Raw genomic sequence first — 24,293 nt, forward strand, 5'->3', positions numbered from 1 at the left:
CGTGAACAGCATAGGGATTTCAATCTGATCGGAGACTCAAAATGACAGCGATTCTATAAGGCCAACCTAGAGGGGTTATTTAACGGAGTCAAGAATATGAATGACCTTAGCCATATTTCTTTCCCCAGTGGTGCGCGGTGTTTCAGTTGCCAGGGTTATCGTCTCAACTCCTCGATGATAGCGGCGGCTAGGAGCGGAAGCATGATTTCGTGGTGACCGGTTAACGAGAGACCCTGGCCACCTTTTTGGGTGGGGCGTTTGACCACGTTGGTTAGTGGGCGATAGTGCGACAGGAAGTCCATATTCGCCGTGGTGATGTTTGTCAAAGATTGGCCCAAATTTCTGCTCAACGTTACCGTTTTCAAAAACACTTCGGGTAATAACACGGCTGAGCCAATATTCAGGTACACTCCACCTTCCATTTGCGACACCACCGCTGTAAGTTGGCGAAAATCTCGCAAGGATCCTTCACCCAACGCCTTTCCATCCGCTGCCGGATGCATATGGATGATATCGGTGCCGATGGCCACATGAACCGTCACAGGAATGTTCTGTTGAATGCCAGTTGCCAAGAGACTGGTTTTCCAATTCGGAAATTGTTTGCGACGACGAAAGATATATTGTCCCACTGCCCCGCCAATCCCAAATCCGTCCTCAACCCCTTCGGTAATGGCCTCGTTAATCATGCGTCCGGTTTCCTCGGCCATCCCAAAACGTCCGGAATCAATTTCGGCTTCGACCTCTTCCGACGTATGTCCCATGAGGGCCAACTCAAAATCATGGATCACCACGGCCCCGTTGACGGCGAGGGCCGTGACAATATCCTGCCGCATGAGGTCAACGATAATGGGATTCAACCCTACTTTGGTTGGATGGGCTCCCAATCCAAAAATGACTGGCCGTCCTTTTCGACGAGCTTGAACGATGGATTTGGCTAAACATCGAAGTGTTTTGACGGCCAGGATGTCCGGGAGCCCAGAGAGAAATTTTGCCAATGACCCCCCTCGCTTCCAAGGGACAGAAAAATCGGATGTCCTCACCTTGCTATGTCTGGATTTTAAGGGATAGGTCTTCAAACGAGAGACATCAATGGGCGGAATCAATCGCGGGGGAGTCTTACGTGGCATTGGCAAAAATTTTCTGTTCGACTATTTCACACAACACATGCCCCAGAGTGATGTGGCATTCCTGAATACGGGCGGTCACCTTCGACGGCACCACAAAGGGATAGTCAACCTGATTGCCCAGTTTTCCTCCGCCTTTGCCGGTCCAGGCCACGGTCGTCAGTCCCTGTCCCTGGGCGGTCTCAACAGCTTTCAACACATTGGGGGAATTCCCACTCGTGCTAATGGCGATGGCGATATCGCCTTTTCGTCCTAACGCCATAATTTGACGAGAAAAAATATCGGCGTACTCGTAATCATTGGCAATACAGGTAATCGCCGCCATATCGGTGCCTAAGGCCAGGGCGGGTAAGGGCGTGCGATCGCGATCGTAACGACCGACAAATTCTGCCGCGATATGCGACGCATCCGTGGCGCTCCCTCCATTGCCGAACAATAAGATTTTGCCCCCGGCTTGAAGGCTGGCGACAATGAGCTCTGCTACCTTCACAATTTGGCCGGCATAGGCGTTCACGAAGGCCTGTTTGACCTCGCCACTTTCACGGAATCGTTGGGCCACCTGTTCAATGTTCATCGGCCCGGATTCTAGGATAGATTTAAAGGAAAACACAACCGTGGTCATTCGTTGAACCCCCTAAGTGGGAATGCTATCATCGCCTTGTCATGATTGATGACTATCAAGCTAAGGCATTGTTGATTGCAATGGGTGGGGATTCGGCTCCCGCTGTAGCCAGCATTAACCACTTTTCCCCTGAATTGTTGTGCTTTGTGTTAGGCGAACAAGAAAAAGAGACCATTGAATCTCAGGTCCAGCCTCAAATCTTAAAGATGCCACAGCGTTGGGACTGGATTCTGATGCCAGATTCTGACAGTTTTGCGCAGTCGCATCTCGCCATCACTAAAAGCCTTCCGGATATTTTGAAAACCTGGGGTGTTCAGCCTGGTGAACTTGTCGTGGATCTAAGCGCCGCCACTCCAGCCATGGCGGCAGCGGTGGCCTTGGCCAGCGGTCCGTTTACCTCAAAGGTCGTGCAACTGAGAAAGAGCGATGGGTCGGTCCAGGAAAATAAAACCGTGATGGTGGGAGGGGAGTCTCGAATCTGGGAAGACAGCAATCCCTGGAATGAGGGCGCAGCCTCTTCAAGACGGGAAGCCTCATTACTGTTTAACCAAGGCGCGTTTTCTTCCTCGGCCAAAAAATTTCGCCAAATTGAGGGTATGGTCAGTGGAAGTTTGAAACCACTCTATCATTCTTTGGGTGATATGGCCGAAGGGTATGCCCTGTGGGAGGCTTTTCACTATCGGGAAGCGTGGGAAAAACTCAAAGCCTCGCTCAAAGCTTTGGAACTGGCTTCGGTCTGGGGTGGGCCTGCCGGGCTTTCCTCTGTGCTGGGAACTGCCAAATCGAATGCCACATTTTTAGAGGGCATTGTCTTGGATCCTCACGATGTTAAATTTTCTGTGGCTCTTGATCTGATCGCCCATGCCAAACGTCGCGCGGAGCGCGATCATCAATTGGAAATCGCCACGCTGGCCTTGCTTCGTGGCTTGGAAGCCTGTGCCCAACATCAGCTCATGAAACAATTTCATGTCAAAACTTGGGATGTCCAAGCAGAGCAATTGCCTCAGGATCTTCAAGAGGCCTGTCGCCAGACCATGTTGGACGATATCGATGGAAAATATAAACTCCCGCTTTCGGCACAATTCCGTGCCCTAGCCGGATTCGGCGATCCCATGGGCCAGACCTTCGTCACCGAATGGCCCAAAATGAAAACGCTCTTGGATTCCGCCTATCAGAGTGTCTTAGGCCATGGATTTCAAAACACCAAGACTGAGCGATTTCAGCAGCTCTACGCCCTGGTCCTCAAACTGACCAAAGTCGATGAGAACTCATTGCCAAGATTCCCATCCATGACACTCTAGCCCACAAGCAACCGTGGACATCAAAATCTACTACGAAGACACAGACTGCGGCGGAGTCGTCTACTACGCCAATTTTTTAAAATACTTCGAACGAGCCCGAACCGAATATCTAGCCGATCATGGGTTGTCAGTAGCAGAACTCCAAAAACAAGGTACCTTATTTCTGGTGACCCACGCCGAACTCTTCTACCGCTCCTCCGCCCACTACGGCGAAACCCTAGAAATCAATACGAAGGTAACCCCCTCAAGAAAAACCAGCCTAATCTTCACCCACACCATCCAAGAACAACAAACCCACCGCGTCGTAGTAGAAGGCTCCGCCACCCTCGTGACCGTGGATTCAACCGGAAAAGTCCGCCGAGTACCGCCATTAGTACTCCAAGCATTGCCAAATATAAACTCCACCGACTAGTGAGCCTCAAATCTATGAATGATAAATTAGTTGACTCATCCATAAATCTCCGCTTTTTAGGAGAACTCTTTTTATGGTTACTTTGAGCTTAGATGCCCCTGATGTTTATGAAGAAACTGAGGCAGCGATTCAAAAAGGTGAGCCATTCTCCATTGTTGTTAAGGGATTTCGTGGAAAAATGGTGAAAAAAATGATCCCATCCATGAAGTGGGGGTTAGAAGGGGAAAAACGTACACAAAATAGAGTTCAACTTCTCCTATCTGCTCTTTATATGCGACTAACCAAAGGGTTTGCAGGTTTGTATTTTGAAGCAGTGCAATCTGGTATGATTGCCGAGGTAGAAGAAACTGCATCTGGAGTAGTAGTAGTATTTTCAAAAATTCAAGAAGAAAGCCGGCTCGAGAAAGGGTTGCGAGCTGTTTTAGAGAAAAAAACAAGAGAGGGAGGAAAGGGGTAAAAAAGGTGGGCGCTACCCTTTTATCCCCTCTTCTTGAACGCAATAGAGTATGACGGCAGGGGAAACCAATGGACCATGCCGAACCTATCGGATTCGATCACTTGAGAAGTATGCCGTTTAATTTTTCTCCTGCGTTGGGCGCGGCGGAGCCGCAGTATCGAATTCGACTTTTTGGCGAGCATTGTCTGAGCGGAGCGAGTTGCGCAGCCATATAATTCGATACGGAGGCGGAGGCAACCGCAGGGCCGCGCACAGGCAAAAATGGTTTTGGTCCCTTTTGCCGAAACAAAAGGGACTCGTCGCGCGGGCGCGAAAGCCCGCTTTAAAAAAATCCGAAACCTTTTTTAATCATCTTATCGAGGCCGCTCCCGAAACAGCCAACTTAAATACATCCCCCCCACCGCAATCGTAACAAGTTCAATCGATTGCAACATCTTACTAATCACCGCCCCCGGCTCTGGCGGCGACTGAATAAAATGCATACCCAAGTACGCGGGAGGCTCTCCAGGTGCGGCCTCCCAGGGTGGAAAGAGGACGGCCAAGATCAGCAGACTTACCATGATGTAGAGAATTCGAATATTGAGTGTTTCTTTGGACCGTTCGGCATACAGAGACGCGCCAGGAATCCGTTTTCCGCAATTCGTACACACTTGGGCGCGCGAGGGGACAGCATGTCGACACGCCGGACAAGTTTGCAGTTCTGTCATGGGCTCACTCGTCTCCACATTTCTAATTCAATTGACAGTTTTAGAGATCGGTTCCTATAATCCCCCACCTTCTCTAATATCCCCTGACATATTCCATGACCACACCTCATTCCACCATTCGTCGTGTCGCCGTCATTGGGGCGGGAGCCTGGGGAACATGCCTAGCGCGACATTTGGCAGAAAATCATCTGACCGTCAAGCTTTGGGCTTTCGAATCCGAGGTGGTTGAGGCGGTCAATATGACTCACGAAAATACAGTCTTTTTACCGGGAGTGTCTTTGCCGAAATCGCTGATCGCGACAACGTCGTTTTCGGAAGCCCTTTCTAATGCTGATCTCCTCATTTTCGCGGTCCCGTCTCATGTTATGCGCATGGTCCTCAAGAACATGAAACCAAGTCTCTCAAAGGCTGCGCCCATCGTTGTGGCGACAAAAGGGATTGAAGAAGACACATTGAAGTTTATGACCCAGGTGCTTCAAGAGATTTTGCCTTCCGACTGGGCATATGGGATTACCGTCCTCACCGGACCGAGTTTTGCCGCAGAGGTATGCCAGTCCAAACCCACGACCATTCTCTTGGCTGGGCAAGATCCTGCGCTCACCACCCAATTGCAATCGGTTTTTATGACCTCGGTGTTTCGGGTGTATACAGGAAGTGATGTCCTTGGCGCACAACTTGGCGGGGCCCTGAAGAATGTCATGGCCATTGCTGCAGGGGTGGTGGATGGGCTTCAGCTTGGAGGCAATGCGAGAGCGGCTTTAATCACCAGGGGGCTGGCGGAAATCATTCGGTTAGGCGTCGCGCTTGGGGCAGATGTGCATACCCTTTATGGGCTCTCTGGGTTAGGGGATTTGGTGCTGACCTGCACCGGATCACTGAGCCGGAATTACACCGTGGGGGTTCAGCTTGGGCAGGGGAAATCCTTGGAACGAATCTTGGAGGACACTATTACTGTGGCTGAAGGCATTCGGACGACCCGGGCTGCAATGAGTCTGGCTACTCAACTCCATGTGGAGATGCCAATTGTTCAGGGTATCCATGCTCTTTTATTTGAAGGGAAATCGGCCAGACAGGCGGTGGAAGAGCTCATGTCTCGATCAGCCAAGGAAGAAACGTCTCATACATTAGCGCATCCTCCTTCTTCATCTTCAGAATTTCCAGCGGGTCGTTCATAGATATGGATTCCTCAGCGATAAAAAAACTGCTTCAACAAGTTCAGGAAGGGAATCTATCCGTACCAAAAGCTCTTGATCAGCTTCGCATGCTGCCTTATGAAAATCTTGGGTTTGCTAAAGTGGATCATCATCGGACACTTCGCCAAGGTGTGCCGGAAGCTATTCTTTGTGAAGGCAAAACCGAGGTACAGATTGTCGCTATTGCCAAAGGGCTCCTCAAGCGAGAGGTTCCTGTGTTGGCCACGCGGGCCACGCCTAAAGTGGCCCGAGCCTTAACTCGTATAAGCCCCCGAGCTGTGTACGAAAAAGAGGCGCGGATGGTGGTTATTCAAACTACCGTTCCTCGGCCTCAAGGTGATATCGTTATTATCACGGCCGGCACGTCGGATATTCCCGTGGCAGAGGAAGCGAGAGTCACCGCCACTGTGATGGGCAGTGCTGTGGAAACACTCTTTGATGTTGGGGTGGCCGGGTTGCATCGGTTGCTAGATCATTTGGATCGCCTACAACAAGCTCGGGTTCTGATTGTGATTGCGGGGATGGATGGGGTTCTGCCCACGGTGGTCGGGGGGCTAGTGAAAACCCCATTGATTGCTGTGCCCACCAGTCGAGGTTACGGTGCGAATTTTGGAGGAATCGCCCCCTTGCTTACGATGCTCAATGCCTGTTCAGGGGGAATCGGGGTGATGAATATCGATAATGGCTTTGGCGCGGGACATCTGGCTCATCGAATCAACGTTCTTCCGGGATTACAGGAGTTGGAATACTGACATCCCCAGTTGTCACCTCTTCGAGGTTTTCTTCCTGAGGAGAAATATTATCGGTATCCAGTTCCTCCTCGCCTGCTGAAGGACTTTCTTCCGCTGTGCCATCGCCGAGGTCTTCGGAAGAGTCTTCCTCCGATGTGAAGGGCACATGTTCTAAGTGAGGTTCACGATTGGCTAAGGATTCCGATGGAGATACTTCCAACTTTCCCCGCGCCCGCAGCGAGACGACTTTGACAAGGGGTTGACCAGTCTTATTCGACATGAGCTTGGCGCGTATTTCGTATTTATAGGTTCCGGCGGTGACGAATTGATCGGTTTGATCTTTTCCATCCCACATCAATGTTGTGCTGATCTTTCGCGTGCCTTCTGCCTCCACAATATCCTCGATAGGGTGGCGATTGTAGAGGAATCGAATGGAACGCTTTGAGGGAAAACTGATCATGGAAGACACTTCCAGGAGATCCACATTAGAAAGGTTTTTGGGCAACCCGACGTCAACCGTGATTTCCAGAGGCCCATTGCCTGGCGCAAAGGGCATGGGGGAGGTGGAGATGTCCAAAATTTTTAAGGAAGGCGGGCTATACCGTCGTTTTTTACGTTTGGCCTCCGCCTCATCTATCAGGATGGACGAGGTGAACACCGAAGCAATGACGAGGAGAATAATAAAACGATTCCAACGCATATGAAGACAAATAAAGGAGAATAACAAGTTTTTCAAAAAAAAGATTACGGACACAGGTACTCACACATCACGATCGCCAGTCTTTTCCCTGTTCCAAGACACTTCTCCTTGATTGTACACAAATCATTTCTTGAGTCTAGCAGGAAACAAGAAAAAGTTTCTGGAACCTCCCCCATTCCCTATATGAAGGGAAAAGCCTTGTCATTTCCCGTATAATCTCGTATGTGCTTCAGCTTGATGAACCGAATGTGAATAAAAACGAAAAAAGAGAACTATGCATCTTCACTTTGACTGTTTTTCCGGAATCAGCGGGGATATGACGTTGGGAGCCCTGGTAGATCTAGGGTTTTCTCCGCACATCCTCAGAAAACGCCTCAAGGCCTTGCCTCTCTCCGGCTATCGTCTCAAAGTTTCAAAAGTCTACCGTGGGGCCATCCATGCCACCAAGGTCGATGTCATCATCACCCAGGGCCAGGACAAACCTCTTTCTTGGCCGCAGATTCGACGGCTTATCTCGAAAAGCCCAGTCCCTCCCTGGGTGAAACACCAGGCACTCTCTGTCTTTGAACGGCTAGCCCAGGCCGAAGGCGTGGTGCATGGCCAAGACGCTACCTCAGTCCATTTTCATGAAGTCGGTGTCATTGATTCCTTGGTGGATATTGTAGGTGCACTGCTGGGCTTCCATGAACTAGGGATTTCAACCTTCAGTTCGACCCCCATGAATGTGGGTTCTGGAACCATCCAATGTACTCATGGAGCCTTGCCCGTTCCTGGGCCCGCGGTCGCGGAGTTAGCCAAAGGATATCCGATATTTTCCAATGGGCCGGCAAGAGAATTGACGACTCCCACTGGAATGGCGCTGGTGACGACGTTGGTCCAAACATTTAACCAACTTCCCCCAGTGATTCCCGACGCAATTGGGTATGGGGCGGGCACGGCCAACCCCCATGATTGGCCCAATGTCTTGCGAGTGTTCATTGCCAAAACCCAGTCGCCGGAGTGGTATGAATCTGACCAGGTTGTTCAATTGGAAACCAATATCGATGATATGAATCCTCAAATGTACGAATCTGTCATGGAATGTTTATTTGAGAAAGGGGCCCTCGATGTCAGTCTTACCCCGACCTTCATGAAACGCAATCGTCCGGGGATTATCCTGACCGTGTTGGCCAAAGCCGAGCAGGTTGATGAGTTGGTGCAAATCATCTTTCGTGAAACAACGTCTATCGGTCTGCGAAGGCAAGTGATTGACCGGGTAACCCTCTCCCGATCCACGAGCACCGTTCGGTTGCCTCAAGGCACAGTCAGAGTGAAAACGATTCACCTGGGCGACATTCTCAAACACCGGCCAGAGTTTCAAGACTGCCAAGCCATTAGCCGCAAGACAGGCATTCCTGTTCAAGACATCATGGCAGCAGTGTTTCAAAAACTTTCGTAATATCTTCCAGCATGCCTATTTCCCCAACACGTTCCAAGCCATTTCTGGCCATCACCATGGGTGATCCAGCAGGCATTGGGCCAGAAATTATTCTAAAGGCCCTGGCCTCGCCCATGGTATGGAGAGAGTGCAGGCCCATCGTGGTGGGATCGGTCCCAGTTTTCAAAAAGGAAATGGAGCGTTTAGGTTCTTCGTTGAAAATCGTGTCTTTTTCAGGAGCCCACATTTCTAACAACCAAAAACTCGTGGTTAAGGGGCGACTGCCAATTCTTGATTCATTAAAGAAACCTCTGGGCCGGTTTCCCATGGGAAAGGCCAGGCGGGAGACAGGGGCGGCATCTTTGCAATGTATCGATACTGCCGTTCATCTTGCACAAAGCCAATGTGTTGCAGGAATCGTGACTGCGCCGATAAACAAAGAAGCGATTCATTTAGCTGGGTGTACGCATCCTGGACATACTGAGTTGTTGGCTGCTCTGACCAAGACTAAGAATTTTGGAATGATGTTGATGGGAGGCCCGCTCAAAATACTGTTCGTCACCACGCATCTCTCCATTCGAACAATGCCTGCTGCCCTGACAACCAAAGGAATTTTTAACGCCATTCAACTGGCTCATAGGGCCATGCGACAGCATTTCCAGATTGCGCGTCCTCGTGTGGGAGTCGCGGCGTTGAATCCCCATGCCGGGGAACATGGCCTGTTTGGGAATGAAGAACAGCGCATCATTGCCCCTACCATTCTCAAAGCCAAACATGCAGGCATGCGCGTCAGTGGACCCTGGCCGGCAGATACGTTGTTTGGCGCGGCGGTCCGAGGTGATTATGATGTCGTTGTGGCTATGTACCACGATCAGGGGCTGATCCCGCTCAAGACCATTGCCTTTGGACAATGTATCAATATGACTGTGGGATTACCCATTCTCAGAACCTCTGTGGATCATGGAACTGCCTATGATATTGCTGGAAAGGGAAAAGCCGACCCCCTAAGTTTGATCCAAGCTATCACCTTAGCTGCGCGGTTGGCTAGGCCGTTATGAATTTGTGGTTGAAGGGAGCATTTCAAGTTCGAGGGCTTCTCGAGCCCCTGAAGATTCCTTCCCGAGTACCTCTCTCTTTGGTTTGATACATGCCAGCTTCTGACTCTGATCCCAGGCCATCTGCAAGCCACACGAAATCGTCCAGCCGAGCCGTGGCATTGCACGTCCTGCTTGAGGTGGAGCGGCGGCATGTATTTGCCGATGAGGCGTTCCAACAATTAACCAAGAACAGCCCACTGTCTACTGTGGATAGAGGGTTGGCGTTTGATTTGGTGTTCGGCGTTCTTCGTCATCGTGGCCATTTAGATTGGCGACTTCATGCGCTGACAAAAAAGTCCCTGTCTGGATTGCCGACTATCATCGTGATGATCCTTCGTCTGGGAGCCTATCAACTCTTGTATTTGGATCGGATTCCGGACTCAGCCGCTGTGAATGAATGCGTCAAGTTGGCAAAGCGAGTGAAGGGCCGGGATTGGAGTGGGGTGGTCAATGGCGTGTTACGAAACCTGACTCGACAAGCCGACCCGCCGTGGCCTGATCCAACTGAAGATCCCGTGCAGGCCCTTTCGATTCGATATTCCTGTCCCCCCTGGCTTACCCAAAGATGGATTGATCGCTTCGGCTTCGATCGTGCAGAGGAGATCTGTCGACAATCGAATAGCATTCCTCCCTTGACTCTTCGGACCAATGCGCTTCGGGCCTCACGCCATAAGCTAAAAGAACGGCTGCAAGCAGAGGGTTATTCCGTGACAGAAACAGTCGTCAGTCCTCTTGGACTCACCTTGGGAAAATGCGGCACTCTGACGACATTGACTGCTTTGCAGGAGGGATGGTGTTACGTGGAGGATGAAGCCGCGCAATTGGTTCCCTTTCTGTTGGATGTTCAACCAGGCCATCGGGTGTTGGATGCTTGTGCGGCTCCTGGCGGGAAAGCCACAAATCTTGCGTCGCTCATGAAAGATCAGGGAGAGATACTTGCCGTTGATCGCAGTGCGCAGCGTTTACAGGCCTTGCAAGAAAATATAGTTAGGTTGGGGATCACGTGCATACATCCCGTCGTTGGTTCGTGGTCGGAAGGTTGGGCAACGGCTTCTCCCTTGAGAGCCTTCTGTGAAAAAGGATTGGATCGGATTCTCGTGGATGCCCCGTGTTCCGGATTAGGCGTGGTTCGTCGACACCCGGAGGCAAAATGGCAAAAGTCCGTGGACCAGTTTCCAGATCATCAACGATTTCAAGGAGAGATACTTCACCAGGTAAGTACTTACTTGAGACCTGGCGGAGTCTTGGTCTATAGTGCCTGCTCGGCTGAACCGGAGGAGACAACGGAAGTTATCACGCAATTTTGTCTCGCTCATCCAGAATTTCGGCATGAAGAGGTAGTCACCTGGCTCCCGTCCGGAGCCAAGGCCTTGACGACCCCCGAGGGGGATCTCATGACCCTGGGCTCACCCTACGATATGGATGGATTTTTTGCCGCCCGTCTTCAAAAGGTCTGATTCGTGAATGCTCGCTCCGTAAAAATTGCCCCGTCCATTCTTTCCGCGGATTTTGCTCGCCTTGGTGAAGAGGTCGCTGCAGTTGAATCTGCGGGCGCAGATTTTATTCATGTCGATGTAATGGATGGCCACTTTGTCCCCAATTTGACGATTGGGCCACCCATTGTGGAGTCGCTTCGCAAAGTGACTTCATTACCACTGGACGTTCATTTAATGATCACAAATCCTGATGCCTTTATTCCGGAGTTTGCGGAAGCCGGAGCGAATTATCTCACGGTGCATACGGAAACATGCCCGCATTTGCACCGTACCATTCAGTTGATTAAGGAACATGGGGTAAAAGCCGGGATTACGTTGAATCCCTCGACCTCTATAAGTACCCTTGAAGAAGTCATCGCGGATGCGGATCTGGTGTTGATTATGTCAGTCAATCCTGGATTCGGTGGTCAGAAATTCATTCCTGCGGCCTTGGATAAGATCTCTAGAACCAGAGATCTTATGACTCGAAAAAGGAGCCACGCATTACTTGAAGTTGATGGTGGCATCAAAGTCGACAACACGGCGGAAGTGGTCAAAGCCGGAGCCGATGTGTTGGTGGCCGGCTCAGCTATCTTTAATAGCTCCAATTATGCCGAAACAATCCGGGCATTTCGATCCGCTGCCCATGCCCTTTCTGCCTCGTTGTAACTCATGAGTGCCAAAGCTCTGTACGATAGTCTGCACCCTTTGGAAGTTCACCTCCTGGCCGCGTTGTTTTCTCAATCGACTGCCCTATCCGACGCCAAACTTGTGGAATTGACGCCTCTTGAACCTTCGCAAATCAGCATGGCCCTAGGTTGGCTCCAAGCCAAGTCCTGTATTCAAACTGATTCCGAAACCATTACTCATTTAGTGGGATTAACTGATGTTGGTCGAGGCTATTTAACAAGCGGATCGCCGGCGGAATGGATTCTTCTCACCTGCGGAGAGGCGACACAACAGGGATCGTCACTGACCGTTAAGGATCTTCAAGCGAAAGACTTGTTTCAGCCCACCGAACTCAGTCGGGCGATTGGGCTGCTTAAAAAGGAAGGGGCCATTCAAATGGTCTCTGGAGGTGCGATTGAAACCACTGGCACCCCCAGCCCAACTACCGAGAAACTCAAAACCCTGCTTAGGAAACTTGAAACCGCAACTGAAGAGCTCTCGTCTTTTTCCGCAGAGGATCGGGCACTCCTAAAACAGTTTTCCGTGAAGCGCGGAAATGCAAATGAGCCTTTCCGGATCGAGGAGCGGGTTGAACGGGCTTATACGTTAACCGCTGAAGGGCAGGCCGTAGCGAAACTATGCCGCCCGGGTGCTACAGAAGAAATTTCTCAATTGACTCCGGAGATGCTTAAGGATGGTACTTGGCGAAATAAACCATTTCGGAAATACACCATCAATCTTCCTCCGCCGCGAGTGGCCTCTGGCCGACGGCATCCCTATCGGGAATTTCTCGACCTCGTCAAGCGTCGGTTGGTGAGCATGGGATTTCAAGAAATGCGAGGTCCGTTGGTGGAAACCGAATTTTGGGATATGGACGCTCTCTATATGCCGCAGTTTCATCCGGCACGCGCCATTCACGATGTGTACTTTGTGAAGAATCCCCAGCATGCGGACAAAATCGCCGAACCTTTTCTGTCCCGGGTGGCCGAGGCCCACGAAAAGGGAGGGACCTCGGGATCGACGGGGTGGGGTTATCAATATGACCGAGAGCGAGCTCGTCGTCTTGTGTTGCGAAGTCAAGGCACGGCGGTTTCCGCCAGAACCTTAGCCGCCAATCCCTTGGTGCCTGGTAAATACTTTTCGATTGCCCGGTGCTTTCGATACGATCAAGTCGATGCCACGCATGCGAGCGATTTTTATCAAGTTGAGGGAATAGTCCTAGGAGAGGATATCAACTTTCGCACTTTGCTTGGGCTTCTTACCCTCTTTGCCAAAGAAATGGCACAGGCAAAAGAAAGCAAGTTTTTGCCAGCATATTTTCCTTTCACTGAGCCGTCTGTGGAATTGCACGTTCGACATCCGAGGCTGGGGTGGATGGAGTTGGGAGGAGCCGGGTTGTTTCGACCTGAAGTGACGTATCCGCTCGGTGTCACTGTTCCTGTGATTGCCTGGGGGTTGGGACTGGATCGTATGGCCATGATGGCGCTGGGGCTTCAGGATATTCGAGATCTATTCTCGGTGGATTTGGAAAAAGTTAGGACCATGCGTGGGCGGTTCTCTTAGTATTTTTGAGCCTGCATGTTTATGAGCTAAGACGTTATGCCAACGATTTCTATTTTCCAAAAAGATTTTGAGGCGCTTGTTGGGCAGTCGACTTCGATTGACCAAATCGAAACCTGGTTGACCCTGGTGAAAGGTGAACTCAAGGATCACACGCCAGCCACGGGTGAAATTCGGGTGGAGCTGCAAGACAGCAACCGCCCCGATCTGTGGTGCGTGGAGGGTATTGCTCGACAAATTCGAATTAAACTTCAGAAAACTCCGGCTTCCTACCCCTTTCTCCAAACCAAGTCTCGGCCCAAACGAAAAATCACCGTGACTAAAGGCATGGAAAACGTTCGGCCATTCGTGGCCGCATGTTGCGCCACAAAATATCAGGTGACGGAAGAAGGGTTGACTCAACTCATCCAAGTCCAAGAAAAACTCGCGGATATTTATGGTCACAAACGCCAGACCGTCTCCATCGGTTTATACCGTCTACCGAAAATTCAATTCCCAGTCACCTATGGATTGGTCAAGCCGGAGGAAGCACGATTTACTCCTCTTGGACTTTCTGAACAGTTAACCCTCAAAGAAATTTTGACAGTTCATCCCAAAGGGATTGAATACAGCCCTATCTTGGCCGACCATACTTCACTTCCTTTATTGTGGGACAAAGAAGGGCAGATTCTTTCGTTTCCTCCCATTATCAATAGCCGAGAAATTGGCGAAGTCCAAATTGGGGATTCCGAACTGATGGTTGAAGTGACGGGAACCGATTTGCGGATGGTGTTGTTGACGCTCAACATCTTTGCTGCCAATTTGGCCGATCGAGGCGCAGACATTGAACCCATTGAGGTGGTGTATCCCTATGCCACCGAATGGGGGAAAACTCTTCGGACGCCTTGCGATATTAGCGAGGTTCAAAAAGTGCCGCTTTGCGCCATCGAATCAGCCTTAGGACTGCCCATGGGAGCGGAAACCGTTCACCAGGCCTTGACGGCCTATGGATATCAAGTGAAATCCAGTCGACATATCCTCGCGGTGCGGTTGCCCAGCTATCGAAGCGATTTGATGCATCCTATTGATGTGGCAGAGGATGTGGCCATTTCTCGCGGGTATGAGACCTTTGCGCCTATCATGCCCTCGCAATTTACTGTTGGCGCGCTCTCCGTTCTTGAACAAACGTCTGACGATATTCGCGATCAGATGATTGGCATGGGCTTCCAGGAAATGTTCTCGAATATTTTGATGTCCCATGAAGATCTTGTAGAACGCATGAATCTTATACCCTCGGAACACCCGGTGGTGGAAGTCGATAATGTCATGTCACTCAATTATTCCTGTCTTCGATCCTGGATACTTCCTTCGCTCCTTCGCATCGAAACCGCGTCTCCACGGGCGTTCTACCCGCATCGCTTATTTGAAATCGGGGAAGTCGCGGTGCCCAATCTGAGCCTCGAGTTGGGGTCGAAAACTATCATAAAGATTGCTGGGTTGGTCGCACATCCCAACGCCAATTTTTCAGAAATTCATACGAGCCTTGATGTCCTGATGTACTATCTGCTGCAGGACTACACTCTCGAGCCCACCACACACCGCTCGTTCTTAGACGGCCGGGTAGGGAAGATTATGGTTGGAGGACAATCGATCGGATTGATCGGCGAGCTTCACCCTGAGGTCCTGGAAGCCTGGCAAATCTCCATGCCTATCTCAGCGTTTGAACTCGAAGTGGATGTGTTGGTGAGAGAAGAACGCGAACGCTGATTAGTTTTCCTTCCTTCTGTCATTCTGAGCAAAGCGAAGAATCTCTCTTTCCGCATTACTGAACTGCCTTACTGTGCCGGCATTCCCGACATTGTTAATCGGGAATCCAGGTTTGGATTTTATTTAAGCAGGGTTTCGCCCCCGCCGACGAGGCACTTTTGTTTCGGCAAAAGTGCCCAAAACCATTCTTGCCCGTGCGCGGCCCTCCAGAGAATGGTCAAAAACTCCCCATTCTCTTCCGGGTCCCTTCGCCTCCGTACCGAATAAGATGGCTCAGGAACTCGCTCCGAGGTGCAAAGCCACCTCTCCGCTCAAACAGCCTTCGCCAAAAAAGTCGATTCGGTACTCCACCTACGCCGCCCCCAACGCGGGGTGAAATGAGCTTTTGATATTCTGTGACTCACAAAACTCTCAACAATAAATCGATCCACACGCCTGGTTGGAAAATCGTCCCAACGAAATCGAGCAAATCTGATTCAACTTGCTAGACATCTTTCTTAAACCATAAGTGATATTTCTTGACCACAGGGTGGAATATATCTCTCGAATCAACTCCATCAATTAAAAAATACTCTTGATCTAGCGAATCAGAAACCTTGCCTGTTCTACAATTAAGGCCTTGAATCTTAGATGTCCTTAAAGCCGTGCTCTTAGATAAAAAGTGTTTTCCCCGATTACATAGCGAATTTATTATTTGAAACTCATTTAAATTCCATATATCGAAAAAGAACAATTCACCTTTAGACAATGAATCGTTTTGTGGGTTTTTTTTCATCATTTCCTTAGAGCTTGATCCAGCAATCCACTCCCGTAAATGATTTAGAGAAAATATCAAAAAGAAAAATAATCTTTCACTTGGCCGAGAAGAATATTCGGAGACTGCAGATTGAATCTCTTTAAAAAGTTCCTCAGGACCTTCAAGGCCAAAGTAATCTAGTTTGTCCATTAGATTCATTATCTATATCTACTGTAATGTTAGAGCCGTTTGACATTGTAGATGTCGAATATCCTGCACAATTTTATGGTGGTGTCAAAGTCGAAACAAGGTGTAAAAACATACACGGGTTCTCCCCATGGGTATAGCCAAATGTGCAAATCAATTTCCTTAAAATCCTGATTGGTTCTCCCATAGCGATATGGATGCAAACTTTTCAAAGGCTTTCCGTTAATCTTGATTCGTCCATCTAATAAATCTCGCAGATTTTGATCATTAATTCGGCAATCGTGAGAAAACCAGACAAGTACATTAGGTACAAGATGTTTAGAGTTTACACTCCTGAATTGTTCTGCCGCCTTGTGAATTTTCTTTGTAAGGTTATTATGGGTAGTGGAGTGCAATTTCCCATCAGATTCCTTGTCATTTTTGACAGACTTTAGTTCACAGTAAAAGAAATACCCATTTGAATCAGACACTCTGAAATCCGGCGTGTTTTGATTGCGCTTGGAATCTTTTCCTGGATAGCGCTTTGGCTGAAGTTCATGCGATTTGAGAAACCTGATTGCAAAATCTTCGTCTTGTCTATTCATAGAACTCATCGAATTGATTAAATTCTGAATCCTGTTTGTTCAAAAGCCGGGAGTTTAGGTCTGTTGGAATAGTAGGCTAGCCACTTTAGATCAAGTTATTGAGGTATTTTAAAATTCTACCCCCTGTCCCAAGAAAATAAAAGCGATACCTATTCTCTACTACTAGTTTTTTGATCCTCTAGAAGGTTTAGACAATCGGAAAAGTTCAGGTTTCTTTCATTGCTCGAAATGGTTAAGACTTAAAACGGTATTTTTCCTCATTTATGTATTCATTATGATTTTTCCTTTCACCCCCTTGGGCGCGGCGGAGCCGCGGTGCCGAATTCAACGATTCGGCGAGGGCTGTTTGAGTTGAGAGGTGGTTTTGTACCTCGAAGCGAGTTCCCGAGCCATATAATTCGGTGCCGGGGCGGAGTTCACCCGAAGGGACGCGCACGGGCGGAAATGGTTTTGAGTCCTTTTGCCGAAACAAAAGGACTTCGTCGTTGCGGGGGCGAAACCCCGCATATAAAAAATTAGATCCTTCGCGTTCCTTAGGATGCTAAAAAATGAAGAAAACCTGGATTCCCGATTAAAAACGTCGGGAATGACCATTAGTAGATTTAAGGGTAATTGGCTTGGTAAGGAAAGATTGGGGTATGGAGTTTTCCGTGAAGCGTGAGCCCTCACGCCTCACGGATTTTATTTTTTATGCAGCAGCTTTGCCTAAATTAGTCTTGGCCATATCAGTCAAAGATTTAAATCCTGCTTCATCATGAATCGCCATTTCAGAGAGCATCTTGCGATTCAAAAGCACATTCGCGTTCTTCAACGCATTCATGAATTTGCTATAGGAAAGGCCATGGGCCTTGACAGCTGCCGAGATACGGGTAATCCACAACCGGCGAAAATCACGTTTCCGATGTTTGCGTCCGGCATAGGCATAGGCCTGGCCTTTATCAACGGATTCCGTAGCTGTCCGAAATAGTTTGCTCTTTCCCCCATACTGCCCTTTCGCCAATTTCAGTCTTCTGTTTCTTCGGCGGCGGGTTTGGGGGCCTCCTTTTACGCGTGGCATTTCTTGCTCTCCTTCCTCATATCTTCGTCGTCACGCCATGCCAACCGTCGTGGTTGGCCACGCAACGACCGTATTGAATTCTATCTATGTTACGAATAAGGCAACAGTCTGGCCAAAGCGGTCTGGTCAACCTTGGCAACCACGACGCTGTCATTCAAACGGCTTTTGCGCTTGGCATTTTTGGTGGTCAAAATATGACGCAATCCAGCTTTGCGTCGCTTAAACTTTCCTGTGCCGGTCCGGTGGAACCGTTTTGCCGCTCCAGAGTGACTTTTTAATTTCTGTCGAGCCATGTGTTTCCCCTTACAAATTGCATAAAAATGTTGATTGGTATCAGGGATTGGTGTTCCGTTTTTTCACGAAATACGAACGACGAGATACGCTTCACGTCTTCCTAATGCTTAGGTGCTACGATCATATAGAGATTTCGCCCTTCCATCCTTGGAGGGCTTTCAATGATACCAAACTCATTCACCTCTTCAACGATTTTTCCCATGGCCGCACGTCCGAGTTCTTGATTAGCCATTTCGCGTCCACGGAACATGACCGTTACCTTGGTTTTATTGCCTTCGGCAATAAACTCTCGGATATGCCGAATTTTCGTTTCGAGATCGTGCTTATCGGTTCTCGGTCTGAGCTTGATCTCCTTAACCTGGGTCGACTTTTGGTGCTGCCGAATTTTATGTTCTTTTTTACTTTGCTCGTACTTGAACTTCCCAAAATCCATGATCCGGCACACCGGCGGCTCGGAATTGGGAGCCACCTCAACCAAATCATAGCCCGCCTCTCTGGCCTGCTTAAGTGCCTCGGAGGTCTTCAGTACTCCGAGCTGTTCACCCTCAGGACCAATAACCCGAACTTCGGGATTCCGAATCAGGTGATTGACACGATGTTTCGCTACGACCGTCCGACTCATCCTTGAATAGAGGAAGTGGTCAATTCTTCTGAAGGCATATCATTTCCAATCAAATCGATAACCTCATGTATGGTCTTTGCCCCAAGGTCCCCCTCGCCTCGTTTTCGGACGGACACTTGATGGGCTTCACTCTCTCGTTTTCCTACCACTAACATGTATGGTACCTTTCCAGTTTCGGCTTCCCGAATCTTGAGCCCGACTTTTTCGTTGCGGTCATCCACTTCAACACGAAATCCAGAGGCCCGCAATTGGTCACGGACCTGGCCCGCATATTCCGCTTGTTTATCAGTAATGGGCAAAATCTTTATTTGAACCGGCGCGAGCCACGCAGGAAAGGCACCGGCAAAATGTTCGACTAAAATTCCGAAGAAGCGTTCAATCGATCCCAGGAGGGCTCGATGAATCATGATCGGCTGATGAGTTTTCCCATCTTCGCCAACATACGTCAAGCCAAATCGTTCAGGATTATTAAAATCTATCTGCACGGTGGAGCATTGCCAGGCTCTTCCCAGAGCATCTCGGATTTTCAAATCAATCTTCGGTCCATAAAATACCCCTTCGCCTGGATCAATTTTATACTGGAAGCCTCCTCCTTTCAGGGCGGCTTCTAGTGCATTGGTCGCTTGATCCCATTTATCCAAAGCCCCCACGGCTTTTTCGGGACGAGTGGATAAGTACATCTCAAATTCCGTAAATCCAAAATGTCGTAGGACAAACATGGTGAAGTCCAGCACTTGCCGCACCTCGGCTTCAATTTGATCAGGCCGGCAGAAAATATGGGCATCGTCTTGGGTAAATCCTCGCACCCTCATGAGGCCATGCAGGACCCCAGACCGCTCATACCGATAGACCGTTCCCAGTTCGCCATAGCGAATCGGCAACTCTCGATAGCTTCGCAAATGCGATTTATACACCATGATATGGAACGGGCAATTCATGGGCTTCAACTGGTATTCGCTGGCTTCGACGGTCATGGGCGCGAACATGTTGTCTTTGTAAAAGTCCACATGTCCGCTGGTTTTCCATAGGTCCAGCCGGGCAACATGGGGGGAGTACACCATCTCATATCCATGTTTCACATGCTGGTCTCGCCAAAAATTCTCAATCAATAAACGAATTAACGCGCCCTTGGGATGCCACAGGATTAACCCAGGACCGGTCTCATCTTGCACACTAAACAGGTCAAGTTCTTTCCCTAATTTCCTGTGGTCTCGTCGCTTGATTTCTTCCAAGTTGGCAATATGGGCATCGAGTTCCTCTTGTGAGGGAAACGATGTCCCGTAAATCCGCTGAAGCATTGGGTTTCGTTCATCACCTCGCCAATATGCCCCAGCGCTGGTCAGAAGCTTGAGGGCTTTGATCTGACCGGTGGAAGCGACATGGGGCCCACGGCACAGATCGACGAAATCGCCCTGGGCATAGGCAGATACAGGTTCACCCTCTGGGAACCCCTGGATCAGTTCGACCTTGTAGGCTTCTCCCCTGCCTTTGAAAAATTCCATGGCTTCTTCTCGGGAGAATTCCTGACGAGACACTGGGAGATCCCGTTGAATAATCTCCAGAGCTTTGGCTTCAATTTTTTCTAAATCTTCAGGAGTAAAGGGGCGATCGAAGGCAAAATCGTAAAAAAATCCTTCTTCGATAGCAGGACCGATAGTCATTTGAGCCGAAGGGAAGCATTCTTTCACAGCCTGAGCCATGATATGGGTGCTACTGTGACGGTAAATTTCTTTGCCCTCATCAGAGGAAAAACTAACGGGTTGAAGAGAGACATTTTGAGTTAACGAGGTTGCCAAATCCATGGGGATACCATTAACGGATACGGCAAACACCTCCTCGTGGTCGTAACCACATTGCTTTAAAACTTCTGCGGCGGTGATTCCAGAAGGGAATGCCTTAGGTTTGTTCCCCGAGACGGACACTTCTATGTTGGCCACACCGGCCTTTTGAGCTTCAGCTGAAACAGACATAACGCTTAATGTCGAAAAAAATATTTCCCACGTTCATGTTCAGGGTGATATTTATTTAGGGACAAAGCCACGAAATGGTAGGCGCGGGCGGTATTGAACCGCCGACCTCTACCGTGTCAAGGTAGCGCTCTCCCCCTGAGCTACGCGCCTATCGACAAGGGTTCTGGTCAAAAAGACGGCTGACGGCCTTCATAGACGTACCTTTTTGAACAGCGCCTCGCAAGCTTATCATGCTAGTGGAGCCTGGGCGGTAATGTCAAGAAGTTATTGATTTGTTGAAGAAAGTCTGGAATCGGTGGGGATTTCCTACCCCCTGTTTCACCCCCAAAATAACCCGACCTAGCCTCAGAAGCTGTTCAAGGGAAGAGAATTTCAGGTTACTTCTTTCTCCCTATGTGACCGAGAGCGTCTTTTAACTGATATTTTACATTCGGAAATTTTTTTTCTGAGGGTATTTCGATTGAGCCCTAGGAGTTGGGCGGCTTGAATTTGGTTGCCGTGGGTTTCTCGTAGTGCCAATTCTATCAAAGGCCGTTCAACGGCTTGAATCAAAGTGGCATATAAACTTCTGGCAGAACTCGCTTTCATGGCGCGGACGAATTGCCTGAATTTCGACTCCACATAATCTTCCAAGGTTACGTTGGCCAAATCGGGTAGCGAGTTTCCGGTGTTTCCATTTTCCAACAGGCCTCGAATGGTCGTCGCGGCCTCTATTGGGGGTAATGGCCCGGCTAGGACGACCGTTTTTGTAAGGTCCATGGCGGGCTGTAATGCTGCCAATTCCTCTGGCCTTGATCCCTCTCCTAATAGCAATACATCAATGCGCTTCGTGGTTGCAGACTCACTGGCTGCATGAAGATCTTTCACAAGAATGATTTCGGCATCACCCAAGGATTGAATTTTGGAGTGAAGGGAGGGATCAGTGCTAACGATGACAATATGAACTGGTTTCATCATGAGAAGATTTGTCCGGGAAGGAGAGGATTATCAGGAAAGCCAAAGTATGTGTCAATAAAAAGGCGAATGTCAGCTATTGGCAAGGTCAGAATGTTGTGAGTCGTGAAACCCTATCTGAATGTGAATTGGGAAATCGACCTGAAAAAGGGAGGTCCCTATTCAGCAACCGAACCGGAGGCGGTAAATAATCGGCTCGGCCTCAGTCCTCGTTTGTGGAGTAGGTATCGTATGAGGACCCCCACGATCGAGAGGGCATAGCGTACACTTTTCCAAAAAGAAATTTGTGACGAAGAATCGAAATATCTCGTAGTAATTGGCACTTCGCGGATTTTTAATCCCAAATCGATCCCTTGCACAATGATCTCCGTATCAAACACGAAGTCATCTGAATTCGCATGCAGATTCACGCTTTGCAAGTATCGTTTGGAGTAGGCCCGGAACCCTGAATGGAATTCGGAAAGAAACACATGGAGCACCATATTTTCTAAAGCGGTCAACATGACATTGCCATAGAATTTCCAAAGCGGCATGCCGCCTTCGATAAATTGGCCCCCGAGCATTCGAGACCCAAAGGCTGCATCACATTCCAGCCGTAGCAAAGGTTCCAGGAGACGTGGAATTAAGGCAGGGTCATATTGGTAATCCGGGTGTACCATTACGACGATATCCGCATCTCGCTTGAGCGCCTCGGCATAACAAGTTTTTTGATTGCCTCCATATCCTCGATTCTCATTGTGCCGAACGGTGGCCACCCCCAGTTGTTGGGCAACTTCCCAGGTCTTGTCTTGGCTCGCATCATCCACTAGTAGAATCTCATCGACCCAATCCCGAGGAATTTCCTTCACCGTTTGTTCCAAGGTGTGTTCGGCATTGTAGGCAGGCAACACCGCAATCACCTTCAAATTCTTTTTGATCTCAAGAAGAGAGCTCATGCTAACCCCAGTAGTGGGCAGAGCAGCCACAATGTCGTCCAAATCAGTATTGCACCCATAATATCCAACAAGAGCCCTGCTCGCAGCATGTGCTGAATCGGCACCAACCCCGTCCCATAGACAATAGCATTGGGCGGGGTGGAGACTGGCAAGACAAAAGCCAAACTGGCGGCCAAGCATACTCCCAATGTCGGGGGAATCGGCGAAACACCCGCTGCCTCGGCAATGGCAATAACCACGGGCACAAGCATACTCGCTGAGGCCGTGTTGGAGGCAATCTCCGTTAATATCAAGGCGGCCCCGATGGCGACTGCGGTTAAGTTCCACAGGGTTTGGCCACCAAAGACCGTCACCAGCTCCTGCCCGATGATGTTAGCCAAGCCGGTTTTCACCATCAAATGGCCGAAGGCTAACCCTCCGCCAAATAACAGAATGGTACCCCAATTGATATTCTTGGCCTGAGCCCAGGTCAGGGTAAATTCAGCGGCTTTAAAGTTCACAGGCAGGATAAAGAGTAGGCCTGATGCGAAAATGGGAACCAATTCTTTGGGAAAGCGGGCATTGAGCCATATGACGAGCTCGGCATCCCTGCCTAACACTATGGCTAAAAGACCCGGAACAATCCAGCCTCCAACAGCCAAGCCCAGAGCCAAACAAGTATTTCTTTGACCTGAGGTCCAGGCTCCTTGTTCTTGGGTCAATGCGTGAATTCTCCCAGAAAGGGCAGGGAATTCTCTTGGTGGTGGATGAAGCCAAGTCAAGACAATATAGATTAAGAGAAACATCACACAGGTTAAGGGGAAGCCAATCGAAAACCATTCAAAAAACGACAAGCTTATTCCGGCTTGTTGTGAGAGTAACCCGACACCGATCAGATTCGGGGGTGTACCGATCATCGTGGCGATTCCTCCGGCCGCCGCTCCATAGGCTAACAAAAGCATCACCCCGGATTCATAAGGTGTGGGAAGGGGGTCGTGTCGAAGAGTGGAAAGAATCCCCAATGCCATTGGCACCATTATAGCTACGGCAGCCGTGTTACTAATCCACATGGATAACAACGCGGTGGCCAGGCCCATGGCCAGGAAAAGACGGCCGGGTTTAGCATTCACCAATGGTAACGACAACAACCACACGGCAAAACGTCGATCCAATTGATGGACGACAAAGGCCTCAGCCAAGAAGAAACTTCCAATAAAAAGAAAAATAATTGGATGGGCAAAGGCGGAGAACACGGATGTGACCGACCCGAGTCCCGCGACGACACAAAAGGAGGCCCCTAACAAGGAGGTCATGGCCAAGGGAATCGCTTCGGTGATCCATGAAATGACCACCCACGTCAAAATAGCAGCTAACAGGTGGGCTTGATTGGGCAAGTTGGGGAAAGGAGCAAGATAGACGAGTGTCGCGAGCGAGGGAGCCACAAGGAGCCCGGCTTTCCGCTTTGATTCCGACTTGTGTTCTGTGACCCTATGTCTTCGATTCACAATAAACAGCCTCTCCTATCTCATGTAGGGAAAAGTGATCAGGATTTGGTCGCAGCCTAGCATAGCCACTCTTCTAAGGCCACGCTCTCGCCTCTGCTGGAATGACAGTGATGTGGATCGGAAAGCGGGGTTGCCTGAAAGTCTTTCAGGGTGTTGTCAATTCCTGGTTGGCTTGTTGAAATAAGAATGTCTCACCAAAATGTCCTGACATTGGAGAGGGCAATCGAAACGGAGCTAGG

24 protein-coding genes, 1 tRNA gene and 1 pseudogene are annotated in these 24,293 nt (G+C 49.5%); 12 read left to right on the top strand and 14 right to left on the bottom strand.

The window, feature by feature from the left end; all coding sequences use genetic code 11:
* Positions 1–155 precede the first annotated feature (155 nt).
* Positions 156–1,127: a GSU2086 family protein gene (locus tag PPG34_RS11905; RefSeq protein ID WP_478219261.1), complete on the bottom strand. Its 972-nt coding sequence runs from the start codon at positions 1,125–1,127 to the stop codon at positions 156–158.
* A complete protein-coding gene (locus PPG34_RS11910; protein ID WP_313833543.1) occupies positions 1,117–1,746 on the bottom strand; it encodes a D-sedoheptulose-7-phosphate isomerase in 630 nt (209 codons plus the stop codon). The genes PPG34_RS11905 and PPG34_RS11910 overlap by 11 nt, the downstream gene beginning before the upstream one ends.
* A 41-nt stretch (positions 1,747–1,787) precedes the next feature.
* Here PPG34_RS11910 and PPG34_RS11915 point away from each other — a divergent pair, with 41 nt between their 5' ends.
* From PPG34_RS11915 to PPG34_RS11930, 4 genes are all read left to right on the top strand, one after another.
* Positions 1,788–3,047 carry a TIGR02710 family CRISPR-associated CARF protein gene (locus PPG34_RS11915; RefSeq protein WP_313833544.1) on the top strand — a complete coding sequence of 420 codons (1,260 nt, stop codon included), beginning with the start codon at positions 1,788–1,790 and terminating at the stop codon, positions 3,045–3,047.
* A 13-nt stretch (positions 3,048–3,060) separates the two neighbouring features.
* On the top strand, positions 3,061–3,459 hold the full coding sequence (locus PPG34_RS11920) for an acyl-CoA thioesterase (protein ID WP_313833545.1): 399 nt from the start codon (positions 3,061–3,063) through the stop codon (positions 3,457–3,459).
* A gap of 73 nt (positions 3,460–3,532) precedes the next feature.
* A complete protein-coding gene (locus PPG34_RS11925; protein ID WP_313833546.1) occupies positions 3,533–3,916 on the top strand; it encodes a hypothetical protein in 384 nt (127 codons plus the stop codon).
* A 68-nt stretch (positions 3,917–3,984) separates the two neighbouring features.
* Positions 3,985–4,131, top strand: coding sequence for a hypothetical protein (locus PPG34_RS11930; protein ID WP_313833547.1), 147 nt, complete (start codon positions 3,985–3,987; stop codon positions 4,129–4,131).
* A gap of 138 nt (positions 4,132–4,269) precedes the next feature.
* On the opposite strand, the gene PPG34_RS11935 is transcribed toward PPG34_RS11930, so the two are convergent.
* Complete coding sequence (locus PPG34_RS11935) at positions 4,270–4,623, bottom strand: zinc ribbon domain-containing protein (protein WP_313833548.1); 354 nt, start codon at positions 4,621–4,623, stop codon at positions 4,270–4,272.
* Positions 4,624–4,718: 95 nt separating this feature from the next.
* Here PPG34_RS11935 and PPG34_RS11940 point away from each other — a divergent pair, with 95 nt between their 5' ends.
* Both PPG34_RS11940 and larB read left to right on the top strand, forming a co-directional pair.
* Positions 4,719–5,798 carry an NAD(P)H-dependent glycerol-3-phosphate dehydrogenase gene (locus PPG34_RS11940; RefSeq protein ID WP_313833549.1) on the top strand — a complete coding sequence of 360 codons (1,080 nt, stop codon included), beginning with the start codon at positions 4,719–4,721 and terminating at the stop codon, positions 5,796–5,798.
* 2 nt (positions 5,799–5,800) lie between these two features.
* Complete coding sequence (gene larB / locus PPG34_RS11945; protein ID WP_313833550.1) at positions 5,801–6,568, top strand: nickel pincer cofactor biosynthesis protein LarB; 768 nt, start codon at positions 5,801–5,803, stop codon at positions 6,566–6,568.
* On the opposite strand, the gene PPG34_RS11950 is transcribed toward larB, so the two are convergent.
* The gene (locus PPG34_RS11950; protein WP_313833551.1) at positions 6,531–7,247 is read right to left on the bottom strand and encodes a hypothetical protein; all 717 of its coding nucleotides are present in this window, start codon (positions 7,245–7,247) and stop codon (positions 6,531–6,533) included. The two genes, larB and PPG34_RS11950, sit on opposite strands and share 38 nt — an antisense overlap.
* Before the next feature lie 274 nt (positions 7,248–7,521).
* Here PPG34_RS11950 and larC point away from each other — a divergent pair, with 274 nt between their 5' ends.
* The 6 genes from larC (at position 7,522) to pheT (ending at position 15,211) form a co-directional block, all read left to right on the top strand.
* Entirely contained in the window at positions 7,522–8,685 is a 1,164-nt protein-coding gene (gene larC, locus PPG34_RS11955; protein ID WP_313833552.1) for a nickel pincer cofactor biosynthesis protein LarC, read from the top strand.
* An 11-nt stretch (positions 8,686–8,696) separates the two neighbouring features.
* Positions 8,697–9,722: a 4-hydroxythreonine-4-phosphate dehydrogenase PdxA gene (gene pdxA / locus PPG34_RS11960; RefSeq protein WP_313833553.1), complete on the top strand. Its 1,026-nt coding sequence runs from the start codon at positions 8,697–8,699 to the stop codon at positions 9,720–9,722.
* A gap of 89 nt (positions 9,723–9,811) precedes the next feature.
* Positions 9,812–11,218 carry a 16S rRNA (cytosine(967)-C(5))-methyltransferase RsmB gene (gene rsmB / locus PPG34_RS11965; RefSeq protein ID WP_313833554.1) on the top strand — a complete coding sequence of 469 codons (1,407 nt, stop codon included), beginning with the start codon at positions 9,812–9,814 and terminating at the stop codon, positions 11,216–11,218.
* Positions 11,219–11,221: 3 nt separating this feature from the next.
* Positions 11,222–11,905: a ribulose-phosphate 3-epimerase gene (gene rpe / locus PPG34_RS11970; protein ID WP_313833555.1), complete on the top strand. Its 684-nt coding sequence runs from the start codon at positions 11,222–11,224 to the stop codon at positions 11,903–11,905.
* Between the two features lie 3 nt (positions 11,906–11,908).
* Positions 11,909–13,468 (top strand): phenylalanine--tRNA ligase subunit alpha, encoded by a 1,560-nt coding sequence (pheS, locus tag PPG34_RS11975; RefSeq protein ID WP_313833556.1) that lies wholly within the window; start codon positions 11,909–11,911, stop codon positions 13,466–13,468.
* A 36-nt stretch (positions 13,469–13,504) separates the two neighbouring features.
* On the top strand, positions 13,505–15,211 hold the full coding sequence (pheT, locus tag PPG34_RS11980) for a phenylalanine--tRNA ligase subunit beta (RefSeq protein ID WP_313833557.1): 1,707 nt from the start codon (positions 13,505–13,507) through the stop codon (positions 15,209–15,211).
* 484 nt (positions 15,212–15,695) lie between these two features.
* On the opposite strand, the gene PPG34_RS11985 is transcribed toward pheT, so the two are convergent.
* The 10 genes and pseudogenes from PPG34_RS11985 to PPG34_RS12030 all read right to left on the bottom strand — a co-directional run bounded on the left by PPG34_RS11985 (position 15,696) and on the right by PPG34_RS12030 (position 24,054).
* On the bottom strand, positions 15,696–16,157 hold the full coding sequence (locus tag PPG34_RS11985) for a hypothetical protein (RefSeq protein WP_313833558.1): 462 nt from the start codon (positions 16,155–16,157) through the stop codon (positions 15,696–15,698).
* A gap of 29 nt (positions 16,158–16,186) precedes the next feature.
* On the bottom strand, positions 16,187–16,738 hold the full coding sequence (locus PPG34_RS11990) for a hypothetical protein (protein ID WP_313833559.1): 552 nt from the start codon (positions 16,736–16,738) through the stop codon (positions 16,187–16,189).
* A 688-nt stretch (positions 16,739–17,426) separates the two neighbouring features.
* Positions 17,427–17,795, bottom strand: coding sequence for a 50S ribosomal protein L20 (rplT, locus tag PPG34_RS11995; RefSeq protein WP_313833560.1), 369 nt, complete (start codon positions 17,793–17,795; stop codon positions 17,427–17,429).
* Positions 17,796–17,884: 89 nt separating this feature from the next.
* Positions 17,885–18,088 (bottom strand): 50S ribosomal protein L35, encoded by a 204-nt coding sequence (rpmI, locus tag PPG34_RS12000; RefSeq protein WP_313833561.1) that lies wholly within the window; start codon positions 18,086–18,088, stop codon positions 17,885–17,887.
* A 101-nt stretch (positions 18,089–18,189) separates the two neighbouring features.
* Positions 18,190–18,711: a translation initiation factor IF-3 gene (gene infC / locus PPG34_RS12005; protein ID WP_313833563.1), complete on the bottom strand. Its 522-nt coding sequence runs from the start codon at positions 18,709–18,711 to the stop codon at positions 18,190–18,192.
* Positions 18,708–20,681 (bottom strand): threonine--tRNA ligase, encoded by a 1,974-nt coding sequence (gene thrS / locus PPG34_RS12010; protein ID WP_313833564.1) that lies wholly within the window; start codon positions 20,679–20,681, stop codon positions 18,708–18,710. Before thrS ends, infC begins: the two co-directional genes overlap by 4 nt.
* A 75-nt stretch (positions 20,682–20,756) precedes the next feature.
* Positions 20,757–20,831 (bottom strand) — tRNA-Val (locus PPG34_RS12015).
* A 222-nt stretch (positions 20,832–21,053) separates the two neighbouring features.
* Positions 21,054–21,218 (bottom strand): annotated as a pseudogene (locus tag PPG34_RS18390) (helix-turn-helix domain-containing protein); the annotation flags it as partial.
* A gap of 575 nt (positions 21,219–21,793) precedes the next feature.
* On the bottom strand, positions 21,794–22,570 hold the full coding sequence (locus tag PPG34_RS12025; protein ID WP_313833566.1) for a glycosyltransferase family 2 protein: 777 nt from the start codon (positions 22,568–22,570) through the stop codon (positions 21,794–21,796).
* Positions 22,567–24,054, bottom strand: a complete 1,488-nt coding sequence (locus PPG34_RS12030) for an SLC13 family permease (protein ID WP_313833567.1) — start codon at positions 24,052–24,054, stop codon at positions 22,567–22,569. Before PPG34_RS12030 ends, PPG34_RS12025 begins: the two co-directional genes overlap by 4 nt.
* Between the last annotated feature and the right edge of the window lie 239 nt (positions 24,055–24,293).

This window comes from Candidatus Nitronereus thalassa, assembly GCF_032191465.1.
GTDB classification, from domain to species: domain Bacteria; phylum Nitrospirota; class Nitrospiria; order Nitrospirales; family UBA8639; genus Nitronereus; species Nitronereus thalassa.